The following is a 14164-nucleotide window of genomic DNA, read 5'->3' as shown; positions in this document are numbered from 1 at the left end:
CCGCGGTGCAAGCTTGTCTGGAGTGAGGATGGCTGATCCCAAGCAAGTGGTGTTCCCCATAGGTGCGGCCGTGTGCGTGCTTGCGCTGCTGTACAAGTTGTGGGATCTGAGGCTGGGCCGACGTGACCCATCGCTGATCGCTCTATTGGTCACCTTCTTTTGCAAAGGCATCTCCTTCGCCCTCGGAACACCAGCGGTGTCCGCGTGGGTGGACGAGCAAATCGGCGTGCCCGACATCGCCATCCTTATTAACCATCTGCTAGGAGGTGTGGTTGCGAGCACCGCGATGTTGGTGGCGGCGGTGTTTTGGGTCCACCCCACCCAGCAGGCACGGCCGCGCGCTGGCATATATATGGCTGCCGCCAGCGTGTTCGCTCTGGCGTTGATCGTGTTGTGGATCGCCGACTTCACGCCAGGCCACGCCCGCGCTACGCATTACCTGGTCCAGCACGCCGACCGGCCGCTGGGTGCGGCCTACCTGCTGGTTTATGTGACCGCGTTCGGCGCGGAAATGATCGAGGTCGTGCGGCTGAGCGTGCGTTACGCGCGGCAGTCCAGCCAGGTCTGGCTGCGACGGGGGCTGCGGGTCGCCGCAGCTGGCGCAGCCGCCTACCTTGTTTTCTGCCTGCACCGCGCGATCGCAATCTTGGCTGTGCATCTGGGGCTCAGGCCACTGGACTGGGAATTTGTCACCTCACTGAGCACCGGGATCGGCGTCATCCTGTTCGCTGCCGGCCTGACCATGCCATCGTGGGGGCCGCGGCTATCGGCGCTGCATGCCTTGGTAAAAGAGTATTTGGCCTGCGCCCAGCTCTACCCCTTGTGGCGGGCGCTGCTCCAGGCCGCTCCGGAGATCGCGCTCACGCATTCGATGCCCCGCACCCGGTTGGCCGACTGGCTGACACTCCGGGATGTCAGCTACCGGCTGTACCGCAGGGTTATCGAGATCCAAGACGGACGCCACGCGTTACGCGCTTATTTGCCCCTTCATCCGCCAGTACAGGCGGAGGGCCACGGCCTGTCCGCAGAGCGTTGGCTGGCGGCCGTGGAGGCGTCCCGGCTGAAGGCGGCGATCACCGCTAAGGCCTGCTCTGAACGGCCCCGACTGGGGGAGGGAGATGAACTCACCGCGCCTTGTGGTGATGACTACGACGATGAGGTCCGCTGGCTGGTGGACCTGGCCCGCGCATTCAATACATAAGACAGAACCAAGCAGGAGAGGATGATTCATGAGATACCGGACGCTCGGGGCAACCGGGTTTCAGGTGCCGGCCGTCGGGTTGGGGTGTATGGGCATGTCCATCGCTTACGGCGTCGCTGACGAGCACGAGTCGATGCGCACTCTGGACCGTGCCGCCGAGTTGGGGGCTGCCTTCCTTGACACTTCCGACGCGTACGGCCGCGGCGCCAATGAAGAGTTGCTCGGTCGATGGCTCCGCCGGAGCCGCCGCGACCAGGTCGTCCTGGCGACGAAGTTTGGTCTGCGCCACGATCCAGTCACCGGGTTGGTCGCCGCTGTGGACGGCTCACCGGATTACGTGACATCGGCCTGCGACGCATCACTGCGACGTCTGGGCACAGACCACATCGACCTGTATTACCTCCACCGTCGTGACCCTCACGTTCCCATCGAGGACACAGTCGGAGCCATGGCAGACCTCGTCGCCAGCGGCAAAGTCCGCTACATCGGCCTGTCCGAGGTCAACCCCCAGACCCTGCGCCGTGCTCACGCGACCCATCCCGTCGCGGCAATCCAACTCGAGTACTCGTTGTTCACCCGGGACGTGGTGGAGGGCCAGATGCTCGACACCTGCCGCGACCTCGGCGTCACCGTCGTGGTCTACTCCCCTCTCGGGCGGGGCATGCTGGGCGGCGCCCTACACTCCCGTGACCAGCTCACCGGCCAGGACGACCGGCGGAACTGGCCCCGATTCGCCGCGGAGAACATCGCCGCCAATCTTGCCTTGGCCCGCAACGTCACCCAGGTCGCCGCCGAGATCAACTGCACCCCCGCCCAAGCGGCCCTCGCCTGGTTGCTGGCACAAGGTGAGGACATCGTGCCCATCCCCGGTACCAAGCGAGCTCACTACCTCGAACAGAACACGGCTGCGGCCGATCTGACGCTCACAACCGACCAACTGCACCGCCTCACCCGAGCTGTGCCCCCCGCCGCGGTGCGAGGCGACCGCTATCCCGAACAAGCAATGGCCCGCGTAGGACACTGACGAACTATGGTGCTGTCGTTCGATGGAGCCGGGCGTGTGCGAAATCTTGTGTGAGTGACCTGTAGAGCTACAGGGGACAGGCGAAATGCGTTGCTTCCCTGTGGATTCCATGCTGCACGGCATCGGTTACTTCCCAATACATCGTCACACGGAACGTGCTGCAATGCCTGCGGCCATTGAACCGCACCGGGTTTCGTGCCCGCTGTGTGCGCCAAACCTGGTGCGGTTCAAGTTGGTTGGTGATGGTGACGAGAGCCCGGCGGAACACACGTTGTTGGTCGGCTGTACGATTTCTGCTATGACCAGGCGGCCGGGTGCGCACACGCCCGATGAGTTCGACGAATCGCTGATGCGCGCGGATGGTCGGTCGGCCGCGCTATCCAATGGCAGTCGAGGTGGTGTCGACCGAGCTGGGACGGGTCACGGACTTGTCGGATCTACCTGAAACCGATCTTCGTATTATTGACGATTGCCTCGCTCGGGTTCGGGGTGAGGAGTAGAGGCCAAGGCCTCGGTGCGGTACTTGACAGGTGGGGTGAGAAGGGGCGTGGACCGATAACGTAATGACATGAGTGCAGTGAGCGAACAGGTTGGAATGCAAGGATGTCTGAGCCGTTAGGTTACGACGCTTGCGAACACGCTGTCGACCTCGGTATTCATGTGCGCACGGTGCCGTCGGTAGAGCCAATTGTGGTGTGGGTTCCCGATATACGGTCGGTGATCGTACAGGCCGAGCTACCCCCGGCCGAGCACAATGAGGCAGTTGCCCATGGAGTCGCTCATGCCATCCTCGAACGCAGCTGGATGGTTCGGCGTGCCCGGATGGGGCGGCTTCCACGGATCAGAGTGGAGCTTGCTGTTCACGATCTCGTCGTCCGCCGTTTGATTCCTGTCGAGAACCTTCAAGAGGCTGTGGCCCGGTTCGATTCAATTGAACTCTGCGCGGCCAGGCTGGGGGTCAGTGTTTCGATACTGACGCACCGTTTGCTCAATCTCAAGCTATCGGAGCGCCGGCTCATTCCGCCTAGTCGCCTGGATCGCTTGTCTTGGGCGGGCACAGAGACGCTTCCGAGCGGCATCACCTGCGTGTGGGTTGAAGCGCCACCTGCATCACCTTTTCCGTGGCCCGCATTCCGTCGCTAAGAAGGCGGCGGTGCTGTCACCGTACGAAGATGAGAGGAGCTAGGCCCCAACGCCTCTCACTCTTGAGGCGAGGATGAGCCTCCGACGGTCGGCTGACTCTGTGCCAGGGTCGGTCAGCGAGTGTAGCGGGCCTTGAGCCCGGCTACGTAGCCTGCCACGAGATGCAGGTCGTACTCGGACAGCCCGGAAAGATCGATTATGCCGCCCCTTGATGGCGGGGTCTGTGCGGTTTCCTTGGGGGATTCCAAACCGGCTTTGACCAACACGACCTGTGGGTCGAGCCCGACCGCCTCTGCCATTGATTGCAAAGTGTCGGCCGTCGTAGTGGTCTGGACCTTGCGATCTTTCTTGTACTGAACCCCATTCTCGATCTGAGTCCACAGGCTCGTACTGATGTTGGCAAGTTGGGCTGCCTTCTCGCGCGACAGGACCCGTCGTTCGCGGGCTTCCCGCAGCGCCTCGCTCACCTCCAGCGGAACCGGCGCGCTCCGTCGTCTGCTCATGGGTATTGATCCGATGCTAGGTAGTTGGTTGTAACTTAACCCCCTGCTGCACACACTATAACACGTTTGCTCTCATGAGCAGCCGACCGTTAGCGGCTAGATTACTCGCTGGTAGTAAGTGGATTTGTTCAGCTGCAGGGGTTGGGGGCGCCGTTAGGGATGGTGGCGCGATGGTTGCAATCCTTGCAGTGAGATCGATCCAGGGCAGTGCTTGCCTGCAACATTGCAAAGGTTCCGCTGTAGGGAGGTGCCTCGCTGCATCCTACCCAGACCCCTTCGTGGGTGCTTTACGTGTGGACTCGTGTCGACCCTTCGCCACCTCCTCTCGTATACGGAAGCCTGACAACGAAACCGGAGCCTCTAGCGAGGCTCCGGATGGGCGTAGATGTATGCAAGATTCCTCTATTAGGTCTCGTTTAGGCACGTATGCGCACTGATTTCTGCAGTCTATGGTTGCAACTAGTTGCAACCATATGTAACGTCTGGAACGTTCTCGGGAGCGCCTAGCTCACCGGGGCCGCCTCCAGGGCGGCCATTTTTCTGCGTTTATCGACCTGCTCCAAAGAAAGTCATCCCCATGATTGTGTTTGTCGACGAGGTGCCCGCTCCGGTAACCCGTGCCCGTGAACGGGCGAACCGGGAGTTTGCCAATGCGTTACGCGCGAACCCGGGTCGCTGGGCGCGGTACCCGTGGCCCACGCGCTATCCGCATTCGACCAAGCATCGGATTCGGCACGGCCGTGCGGCGGCGTTCGGGTCCGGGTTCGAGGCCGAGGTCCGTGGCGGGGTTGTGCTGGTGCGGTTCAATCCCGATGCCGCGCGGGGATGCGGCCATGCCGCGTGAGTACGCCAAGCTCCGCATCGACATCTGGGCCGATGAGGACTGGAGCGAGTTGAGCGAGTCCGCTCAGCATCTCTACCTGCGATTGCTGGCTCATCCCCGGCTGTCGAAGTGTGGCGTGACTGACTGGCATCCCGCCCGACTGGCCTCGAAGACGCGGGGCTCTGCGGCGATGCACATCCTCACGGCCGCAGCGGAATTGGTAGAGAAACAGTTCGTCGTGGTGGATGTCGACACCGAGGAGATCCTGGTCCGTACCCACATCAAGCACGATGGGATCATGCGGTCGGTCAACGGGGCGATCGGAGTAGTCAATGACTACGCTGACATCAGTTCGCCGACACTGCAGGCCGTGGTGGTGCACGAACTGCGGAAGCTGCGGGACCGATTGCCAGACCTGGCGTGCTGGTCGACTGCTGAACCGCGCGCACACCGGGTCCTGGCACTGTTGCGCAGGCCGGCGGCCGACCCGTCCACATTGCCGAGCCCATTCGACGAATCGGATGTGACCGCAGCGATTTTCAATGAGAACCTCGAGCCCGGTGCGGCGATGCCCTCCCGTCGCCGCGCTACCGTGCTTCCGGATGGGTGGAGACCCGATGCGACGCTGGTGGAAACCATGCGGGCCGAATGCCCGGGCGTCGATCTGCAAATCGAGCACCGCAAATTCGCCGACTACTACCGTGCCACTGGTCGCGCGATGGTGGACTGGCCTGCGACCTGGCGCAACTGGATTCGCCGCTCCGGCGAGTCACGGACGCACCCGGCCGGGGGGTGGATGACCGCCCGGGAGCGCCAACACCGCCAGGCTGCCGCCGACTTCCACGCGGCGCGTGCTCGCGAGCAAGCCCGCGACGGTGCAACAACGCCGAGTGTTGTCGTGCTCGACTCCGAGCGAATGCCATTGACTCTGTTGGGCGATCCGTTCGAGTCGCTTCCGACGGAATGAAGAACATGATGCTGACGGAGTCGGAAGTCATAGCACTGATTTCGCTGATCGTCGGCTACGACAACCGATTGTCGAATGACCTCTGCACCCGAGCCGCATGGGGTTTCGCCGCGAGAGACGCCCATTGGGGGTTCGACGCCGCGTGCGCCGCGGTACGGCAGTACTACAGCCGGCCGCTTCGTTCCGACGAAACGTTGCCGCGCATCATGCCCGGTCACCTCACCTACCTGATTCGTGCCACCCGTCCGGGCGGACGTGGGCCGCTGCCGGCCGCCGAGATCCTCGCAACACGCGGTCCCGGCTCCAGCGCCGAACACCGTCACCGAGTCCGCACCTACCTCGCCGAACGACTCCGCTCCGGCCGAGCACGGCGCCGTCTTGTCAGGAGTCCGGAACCACCGCCGCCACCTGGAGTGCCGCATGATCCACCGTGAAATCGGCGGTGCAGTAGCGCTCGGCGATGTGGTGCTCCGTCGCCTCGGCCCCCGCGTGCGCGCATCGCCCGCGACTGCATCCAGGACTGGTGTGACTACGTCGATCAGAGCGAGAAAGATTGGTCCGCACCAGTATCCATACTTTCATTGTCGGCGGAACCGAGGATATTGATTGCGGTGCGCGCCATCGACCCACGATTGTGTGGTATCGCTACCATTGCGCGGCTGCAATGGATTTGGGTGGATACCGCCAGGCGCGCGCTGTTGAATTCGCTCTCAACGCAAGCCGCCAATGCGTGCTTTGTGGACCGTTGAGGCATGTTGGGTGTTCTGAAGGATTGTCATGAACTCGGTGATAGGCTTGTGCCGCAACCGAATTCGTACAATGCCCAGCGATGGTTCTGCGCTGATAATACCCAATTGCGGCACGCCCCCGGCTAACTAATAGGACTCGCGGGGACGAGCCTGCCGCATTGCTGCTCACCGATTCGTGGTCTCTCGCCTGCATGCAGTAGCAGGCTGCGGATCCGGTGGGCTCCGGGTCCCGCCTCCGTGCATGCACTGGGGTGGGACCCGGCGTACGACTCAAGTCTATTCGGCTCGAGCAATTCGAAATTAATGGCGTTGCAAGACATCACGCCGACACGACGAATCTCGCCGGCGGAATGGGTGTTGATGGTCCTACCGGACCTCACTACGCAGCTGTTCCAGAACCGGATGGCCACACGGAGCGTCCGTTCGGGGCTGACCGTATCAATCGATTCGAGCGGAAGGGCCGCACATGATTACCGTCCTGACATGTCGGGGCACCGGTGAGCCTCAGGGTTCACCGGACAACCTGCTCGGTGCCGTCACCGGCAAACTCGACCGTGCCAAGTACTTCATCGGACTCGACGTCGATTATCCGGCGAGCATCGGCCCGGCCAATCCGCAAGCCGACTTCGATGGGTGTTCGGAGGAGCAATCCATCAACGACGGTGTACAAGCGTTGGCGGCAGCGATCCGCGCCGCGCCGAACCGCGTCGGACTGCTCGGCTACAGCCTCGGCGCCGAAGTTGTCACGAGGTTCCTCGAAGCCAAGGCCCGCGGCCAATACGCCGACTGCGACATCGCGTGGGCCGCCAACATCGCCAATCCCCTACGCCGCGAGGGAGATTCGATCGATCCACGTCCGGTGGGATTCGGTATCAACGGTCAACACGGACCATGGCCCGAGGACATCCCGACCTGGGAAGTCGCCAATCCCGCAGACGCAATCACCTCCTGCTCGCCAGACTCACCGCTGCGCACCCTCGCCGACACGGTTTCCGCATTCAGTTTCGCGCAGCTCGGCGGCTGGACTCAGGCGCTGTCCGACCGCATCCGTGCCAATTGTTGGCAACCGACTCGGCCTGACTGGTGGGTGCACCCGATACGCACATGGCGGCTGTGGGCGCAGGCTGCGGCACTGATGGACGGATACTTACATGGCGGCCAGCACGTCCTGGCATATCAGCGCGATGGCTACTGCGATCGACTTGCCGTCATCCTCAACGCTCATGGCTGATCCGACGACAACGCAGGACGGATCGCGAATTGCGCGGAGCGCAGTTTCCGACCCGCGGTGTTGGTCATCTTTTCGGGATCGACGCCTAGTAGGCGATAGGCTCGAGTCATCGGTAAGAGGTTAAAGGTCTCAGCCGCAACGACATTCGTGATCCTGGTGCGCAACGCAGCCCCCGAATCCTTTTGGTAGCTCAGCGTGAGCCGAGCCTCCCACAAGAACCCGCCCCTCCCGCTCCATCTCCCGCCCTCTCACGCCACCCCTCGCGGTTGTAGGCGGCGCGGTAGCAGGGGCGCGCCCCGCCCTCGGGCTCCTAACCGTCCGAGGGCGGGGCCTTTTCTTCCCTCCCTCAACTGTGCGACGAGTGCCGATCAGGTCGACTCGCTCGTGACCTATTCGGCGGCATGCAAATTCGGCATCGGGTCGTTACAGTGGTGCGGTTCAAGCTTGGACGAGGGGACACGCTCCGATGGGATTTCGGCATCGCCGCCCGCTACTACACTCCGAAAGCTCTGCCGCACTAGCCCTTTCCGGTGTCCTTACTCTCGGAGCCGTCTTGGTTCCCGCCACTCCTGCACAGGCCGCTCCTGCCCATCCATGGGCCGCTCCGCCCATGAACAGTTGTGGCGAAACGGGATTCGATCCGCTTGCTCGGCAGCCAAATCCTGATCCCACACAGCCGCAACCAAATTCGATCATCAAGATTCCGGTCCCTATACCGCAGTTGGTGCCGGTCCCGATACCCGGGCCCAAACCCGACAACACCCGGATCGACCCCGCTGCGCTGCCGTCCGATCCGTGCGTCAATCCGTGCCCGGACATCCCGACCGATCTCACCCCGACGCCGAGCACCATGCCTGGCGGCACCGGCAGCGGGCTGTCGCTGCCACGTGTCGAGATGCAGCCCGAACCCGAACCCATTCCCATTCCGGTGCCCGGCGGCGATGGCCCTGAGCCTCAGCCCGCACCAAACCCGGATCCGCAATCATCCGCACCCGGACCCGTCGCCGCGCCGGTGGCGCCGCCGCAGGTGGATTCAGTTCGACTGGTGAATCAGGTGACTGGGCATGGCTCGCCCAATCGCACTGACATGCGCTGGTCGGTAGACGGCACCGACCTCGGCCTGATGTGGGAGACCCGGCCCGGCCAGATCGCCGTCGTCTTCGGCGACACTTTCGGCAAGGGCTGGCAGCCCACCGGGGCAGGCACCGACCAACAGGATTGGCGCAGCAATGTCATCGCGTACAGCACCGACCGCGATCTCTCGAACGGGCTCGTCCTCGATGATTTCGTCCAAAACCGGCGTTGCCATGCCGCCGAGATCCTGGACAGTCGCAAAATCAAGAACTTAGAGCACACGACCATCCCCACCTCAGGGTTCGCCATCGGTGACCGGCAATACTTGACCTACATGTCGGTCAACCACTGGAGCCGCATCCCAGGCATGTGGTGGACCAATCTCGGCGGCATCGCCTGGTCAGACGACAACGGTCGCACCTGGACCAAGTCGCAATGGGCCCGCTGGGACAACTTGTTCGGAGTCGGCCGCTTCCAGGTCGCGGCGATGGTTCCGCACGGCGACTACGTTTATATGTTCGGCACACCGAACGGGCGCCTCGGAGTCATCGGCCTCGCCCGAGTACCCAGGGACCAGGTGCTCAACAAATCTGCATACCAGTACTGGGTGAACGGTACCTGGGTTCCGGCAGACGGAGCCAACGAATTGCTTGCCACGCCTTTGGTTTCCGGCACCGCAAGCGAACTGTCCGTGCGTTTCGACCAGAGCTCCGCGCAATGGCAGATGGTGTATCTCGATGTGGTACGCCAGCAGATCGTGCTGCGCACCGCAGCCGAACCACAGGGCGCGTGGACCGAACCGGTCCCGCTGGTCAGCACCGAGGACTATCCGACTGCGTACGGCGGGTTCATCCACCCGTGGTCTACCGGCCGAGATCTGTACTTCACCATGTCGGCGTGGAACAGCTACAACGTGTACCTCATGCACGCGATTCTGAAGTGACGCAACGTAATCGGGTATGAGCAATGCGCTCGCCACACGTGCCGGCACCTGCTCGCAGGGTATGCGCCGTCAGGCAGCACGCTGTTCGGCGCGCCTGCAGCCGCCGCAGCGTCCATTGGATTCGTGCACCACATAGCCGGGGCGTTTCCGTCGCCGTGTGGTCATCGGCCGCTGGCACGACAGGCAGCGGCCGGGGCGAACCTGCACGTTGACCTGACCGAGAGCTCGTTGGAGGCGGCGGACGGTAATCGAGTCTCCTCTGCAGACGACTCCGGCCATCACCACACCATCTGCGACCGAAGGGGTTTCGTCGTCGAGGAGCGTTCCCGCGCTGAGAGCTGCCTGGGCGCAGGCGCGGAACCGCTCGCGGGGGCATTGGTCGACGCACACTCGCTGGGCTGCGGCCGTGGTGGGCAGCCGATCCCAATCGAGTACGTAAGCAGGTTCTACGAAGCCTGGTAGACCGAGGCAAGGGGGCACAGTTGATGGCATTGACATGGCCGATGGCGTCGACATGCCCCAAAGAGTACAACCAACTCTGAAAATTGCATACATGAAATGCTTGAATAACTCTGGCGCTTTGGGAACAATTAGGCAATGTTGTTTGCAACATACTGTAGTGAGTGTTAAGTTGCCGCCATGCTCCTCATTACCTCCGTCGGCCCGAACGTTGAAATAGATTCGGGCGCAGTCGTGTTCGCCTGCTGGACCACGACATGATCGGCGAACCCCTAGATCTGTCTCAACGAGACGACGTCATGCGTGCGCTCGCCGCGATACCCGGGCTACTGGTCGAATTGGATACCACCTTGTCGCGTGGCGACGCCGTCGGTGCGTCCAAACTCACCGGCACGGCGGGTGCCGGGGTACGCCGACGCTCGCTGCCCTACCACAAGGGCGCATCCGATGCCCACGCCGCGCTCGCTCGAACCCTGCGCTACTACGCTCTGCGAGTCGCTTTTCTGGCCGGTGAACCGGTCCCGCCCACATCTCAGGGCCACGCAATCTTCTTGCGCAAGCAACTCCCGCGCATCCCCGACGACGCACCGGTGCTCGACGGAATCCATCCCGCCCTGCCTGCAGCCGTCGACGCGGCGCGGGCGATCATCGACCGGCCTGCCGAGCGGCTGTGCGTTGGCCTGTGTGACTGTGGCATCCGGCTCTACGCCATGGATGGGCAATCCACGTTGCGATGCTCGGGCTGTGGTCACGAGTATTCCGTCGCGGAACGCCGCGTGGCATTGCTGTCCCAGGCGCGCGACATGGTCGGCACCGCAACGGAACTCTCTCGGATACTACCGTGGTTCTCGGGTAAACCATTGACTGCCAACGCTATTCGTCAATGGGCGGCCAGGGGCAAGTTGATCGGCCACAGTGTGGGCGGGGAAATCGTGTATCGCATCGGTGATGTCTTGCGTCTGCACGAAGCCGGTCGTTGATCTTCGGTCGGTCGCGGAAAATGTTGGTCACTTACCGAGGGCCGTCACAATGCCGACGCTATGCTGAACGCAGCGAAAATGATTGTGCCGCAATATTAATCGGCATATAACGCTGATTCTGTCTGCAGACCTTCCCCGCCGTGTCTGTCGGTGAAGGCTGCCGTTCACCAGGTTGCGAGGGGAAGGGGGTGATTCAGGTGCTCACCGTTGTTGAAGACATCATCAAGCTGATCGGCGACCTCATTCCGCTCGTCCTGCCGCTGCTGCTGGGCCTGTAGTCCACTGTGCACGATCACTCGTCAACGCCGACAGGGTGGCACCGTCCACCCTGTCGGCGCGACTTCATCGCTGTCATTCGATTTCGATTACGCATACCGGAGACATTCATGACGCACCACGACGATCGCGTCAGCTCGGCCCATGAGCCCACCGCGTCGTCCGAACCCGTAAATTCCACGCCCACAGGCAGACTGACCTGTGAGGTCCGCGTTTTGTCCGTACACGAGGAGGAGAAGTGACAACTCCGCTGCGCGGCGAATTCCCGGACTTCGAACAGTTCCTGTGCGATCTGCTCGCTCCGGTCGCCACTACCACGACCGTGCTCCCATCGACCGCCAGCCAGATCACTCTGCCGCTGATCTGGGTGCGCAAGACCGGCGGCACCCTTGACGTCAACGCCATCACCTACAAGGCCCAGGTGCAGACCATCGTGTTCGGCAACTACCGCCAGCAGGCGCAGAACTTGGCCATCCAGGTGCGTGACGCCGTGCTGGCCACGCCCGCCGCAACCACGTCCGACAGCGTGCTGATCGACTTCGTCGAGGAAATCACTTCCAACGAGCCGAAGTTCCACGCTCCCATACTGCGCCGCAGCCGCGGGCTTATGGAGGTCCCCGACCTCGACCCCCTCAACCAGATGGTCGAACTCGCCTTCAGCATCGAAGCCCGGCGTCAGTAACTGATGGATCTACACCACCCGTCCGCATTCACATTGACGGTTGCCGTTGTTGCGGATCTTCTTCGTTATATCTTCCGCTGATTTCTCGCCGTTCGCTCAACTTCCAGATCTGGTCGAAGGATAAACCTGGCGTATGAGGTCGACCGGGCGTTATCCGGCGGGCGGCTCATACGAAAGGTCACACGACGTGACAAACAACTCCAGCCTCATTACCCCGGGTTACTCAGAGGGCGGCGACGTTGATTCGGATCAAGCCGATGTGCCCGTTGGCCAGTCGTTGTACAACGGCATGTTTGCGCTGGACGGTGTGTCCGGCTCGCCATTTTTGAATGGCATGGCCAGTGCTATCGGTCAGACCGCATATGAAGGATTGGAGAAGGCTCTCGAGGCCGCCTTACCTGAGTTGGGCGCCGCGTGGGAGGCCTTCAAACAAGTTATCCAACCATTGCAAAGCATCGGTTCCACCGCAGGCAAACTGCTGCGTATCCACGGGCACATCCCGAACCTCGATCCACATGTCTACGGTGATGAAGGCCCGCTGTCGACCGCACGAACGGGCACCCTGTTCCACTTCCTGGACCCACTGAAGAGTTATGTCGGCGGCAAGGTCTTTGCTGGGGTGGCCGAGCAGGTGCAGAATGCCTTGTCCGACAAAGCCAATGACTACTCCGGCAGTGACGGCTCTTCGAACGGTCGGCAACTGTCGAATGGTGCCGTACCGAAGGACACTGGCGGCCCGGACATCGGCCCGCTGATGAGGTCGGCCTTGCGGAATGCGGGACGTGACATCACCAGCTTCACCACTCCGAAGATCACCGTACCGACTACGGCATTCGGTGCGAATGCGCGGGTGAATCGAGCATTCACAATCACAATGGACTTGCCTGTCAACGATCCGCTTTTCTCCCGGGACCGGCGCAACGATGCCGTGCTCGCTTTCGGCCGCTACTGAATTTCGGTACCACACAACGGGTTACCGCAAACTCGCCGATCCTGCCCAGGCAGGCACCGGTCGTCCCCGCAGCTCTGCCGGGGCCTTCACGGCACCCACCGTGGGTGCCTTCTTCGCAATCCCGCCCGGCTCGCCGGGCCTTCGAAATGGAGACACTTTGACTGCCACTACCCTGACGGCGTTGAAGGCTGCCCAGCGTGCGCTGCTGCTCAAGCCGCTCGACGCCGCCGTGTTCCTGGCGCCCTACGGCACACAGGCCCCGCTGGGCGGTTTCACCGACGCCGGCGGCAATCTGCAGACCCTGCCCGCCGGCTTCCAGTCGGTCGGTCTGATCGACAAGAAGACCGGTATCGCGTTCTCGCGTGGCATCACCGCCGCCCCAATCGAGTCCTACGGTGAGCTGCAAGCGGTGCGCAACGACATCACCAGCGACATCACCGCCATCGAATTCGAGGCGCAGCAGAACGCCACCGCGCTGAACCTGCAGCTGACCACCAGCGCCACGCTGAATGCGATGACGCCGAATTCGACCAATGGTGAGGTGTGGTTCGCCCAGCCGTCGGCCGAGAACATCACCTACTACTCGGCCATCGTGATCGGCAAGGACGGCAACGATTCCCTGCCGACCTACGTCATCAAGGTCATGCCGAAGGTCGCGGTGTCGAAATTCGGTGGCGAGCAGTGGGTTCCGACTGGTGTCATGTCGCAGAAGCTGACCATGGTCGCCTTCAAGGATGACGTCGCTGGCTTCGCCGTCGCGCACTCCTACGCAGGCCCGGGATGGGCGAAAGTGGTCGCCGCGAGCGGCATGCCGTACGTCGTGACCGCGCTGAACATCACGTCCCCCACCGGCCCGCAGACCCTGACCAAGGGCAGCAACCAGTCGTTCCAGCTGGTCGTTGTCGATCAGTTCAAGGGAGTCGTGCCGTCGAGCATGCTGACCTACACCGCGGGCACCGGACTGTCCGGTGCGGTGAACATCAGCTCGACCGGAGTCGTGACGCCGACCGCAACCGGGGGCTCCGGCACCATCAGCATCGCCTTCAACCCGCCAGTGACCACCCCGGCATGGCCCCCGGCGACAGCCTCCGCCGCCATCACCAACACTATTACCGTTCAGTAGCAACGGTTCTCAGACGTGGCTGCGTGCCGTGTGT

Annotated in this window: 11 protein-coding genes; 10 read left to right on the top strand and 1 reads right to left on the bottom strand. The window is 62.6% G+C overall.

Annotation, left to right across the window (positions count from 1 at the left end; translation table 11 throughout):
- Positions 1–28: 28 nt before the first annotated feature.
- From LGY53_RS05290 to LGY53_RS44360, 3 genes are all read left to right on the top strand, one after another.
- Entirely contained in the window at positions 29–1201 is a 1173-nt protein-coding gene (locus tag LGY53_RS05290) for an MAB_1171c family putative transporter (protein WP_225725478.1), read from the top strand.
- A gap of 28 nt (positions 1202–1229) precedes the next feature.
- Complete coding sequence (locus LGY53_RS05285) at positions 1230–2225, top strand: aldo/keto reductase (protein ID WP_225725477.1); 996 nt, start codon at positions 1230–1232, stop codon at positions 2223–2225.
- A gap of 603 nt (positions 2226–2828) precedes the next feature.
- A complete protein-coding gene (locus tag LGY53_RS44360) occupies positions 2829–3368 on the top strand; it encodes an ImmA/IrrE family metallo-endopeptidase (RefSeq protein ID WP_225725476.1) in 540 nt (179 codons plus the stop codon).
- Positions 3369–3481: 113 nt separating this feature from the next.
- Here the strand turns inward: LGY53_RS44360 and LGY53_RS05275 are convergent, their stop codons facing one another.
- The gene (locus LGY53_RS05275; RefSeq protein WP_225725475.1) at positions 3482–3871 is read right to left on the bottom strand and encodes a RodZ family helix-turn-helix domain-containing protein; all 390 of its coding nucleotides are present in this window, start codon (positions 3869–3871) and stop codon (positions 3482–3484) included.
- Positions 3872–4704: 833 nt separating this feature from the next.
- On the opposite strand from LGY53_RS05275, the gene LGY53_RS05270 reads away from it, so the two are divergent.
- From LGY53_RS05270 to LGY53_RS05240, 7 genes are all read left to right on the top strand, one after another.
- Positions 4705–5661, top strand: a complete 957-nt coding sequence (locus LGY53_RS05270) for a hypothetical protein (RefSeq protein WP_225725474.1) — start codon at positions 4705–4707, stop codon at positions 5659–5661.
- Between the two features lie 1215 nt (positions 5662–6876).
- Positions 6877–7641, top strand: coding sequence for a PE-PPE domain-containing protein (locus LGY53_RS05265; RefSeq protein ID WP_225725473.1), 765 nt, complete (start codon positions 6877–6879; stop codon positions 7639–7641).
- 466 nt (positions 7642–8107) lie between these two features.
- A complete protein-coding gene (locus tag LGY53_RS05260) occupies positions 8108–9658 on the top strand; it encodes a DUF4185 domain-containing protein (protein WP_225725472.1) in 1551 nt (516 codons plus the stop codon).
- A 758-nt stretch (positions 9659–10416) separates the two neighbouring features.
- The gene (locus tag LGY53_RS05255; protein ID WP_225725471.1) at positions 10417–11097 is read left to right on the top strand and encodes a DUF1922 domain-containing protein; all 681 of its coding nucleotides are present in this window, start codon (positions 10417–10419) and stop codon (positions 11095–11097) included.
- A 514-nt stretch (positions 11098–11611) separates the two neighbouring features.
- A complete protein-coding gene (locus LGY53_RS05250; protein WP_225725470.1) occupies positions 11612–12055 on the top strand; it encodes a hypothetical protein in 444 nt (147 codons plus the stop codon).
- Positions 12056–12242: 187 nt separating this feature from the next.
- Positions 12243–13007, top strand: coding sequence for a hypothetical protein (locus LGY53_RS05245; protein ID WP_225725469.1), 765 nt, complete (start codon positions 12243–12245; stop codon positions 13005–13007).
- A 100-nt stretch (positions 13008–13107) separates the two neighbouring features.
- The gene (locus LGY53_RS05240) at positions 13108–14130 is read left to right on the top strand and encodes a hypothetical protein (RefSeq protein ID WP_225725468.1); all 1023 of its coding nucleotides are present in this window, start codon (positions 13108–13110) and stop codon (positions 14128–14130) included.
- Positions 14131–14164: the final 34 nt, after the last annotated feature.

The organism is Nocardia sp. JCM 34519.1 (assembly GCF_020361265.1).
In the GTDB taxonomy this organism is placed as follows: Bacteria; Actinomycetota; Actinomycetes; order Mycobacteriales; family Mycobacteriaceae; genus Nocardia; species Nocardia arthritidis_A.
The sequence above is the reverse complement of the archived record's forward strand: the minus strand, read 5'-3'. Positions and strand labels throughout refer to the sequence as shown.

Excerpts from the sequence above, each read along its gene's own strand:
- LGY53_RS05270 (WP_225725474.1), top strand. The coding sequence starts at position 4,705 with ATGCCGCGTGAGTACGCCAAGCTCCGCATCGACATCTGGGCCGATGAG.
- LGY53_RS05290 (WP_225725478.1), top strand. The coding sequence starts at position 29 with ATGGCTGATCCCAAGCAAGTGGTGTTCCCCATAGGTGCGGCCGTGTGC.
- LGY53_RS05275 (WP_225725475.1), bottom strand. The coding sequence starts at position 3,871 with ATGAGCAGACGACGGAGCGCGCCGGTTCCGCTGGAGGTGAGCGAGGCG.
- LGY53_RS05260 (WP_225725472.1), top strand. The coding sequence starts at position 8,108 with ATGGGATTTCGGCATCGCCGCCCGCTACTACACTCCGAAAGCTCTGCC.
- LGY53_RS05255 (WP_225725471.1), top strand. The coding sequence starts at position 10,417 with ATGCGTGCGCTCGCCGCGATACCCGGGCTACTGGTCGAATTGGATACC.
- LGY53_RS44360 (WP_225725476.1), top strand. The coding sequence starts at position 2,829 with ATGTCTGAGCCGTTAGGTTACGACGCTTGCGAACACGCTGTCGACCTC.
- LGY53_RS05285 (WP_225725477.1), top strand. The coding sequence starts at position 1,230 with ATGAGATACCGGACGCTCGGGGCAACCGGGTTTCAGGTGCCGGCCGTC.
- LGY53_RS05265 (WP_225725473.1), top strand. The coding sequence starts at position 6,877 with ATGATTACCGTCCTGACATGTCGGGGCACCGGTGAGCCTCAGGGTTCA.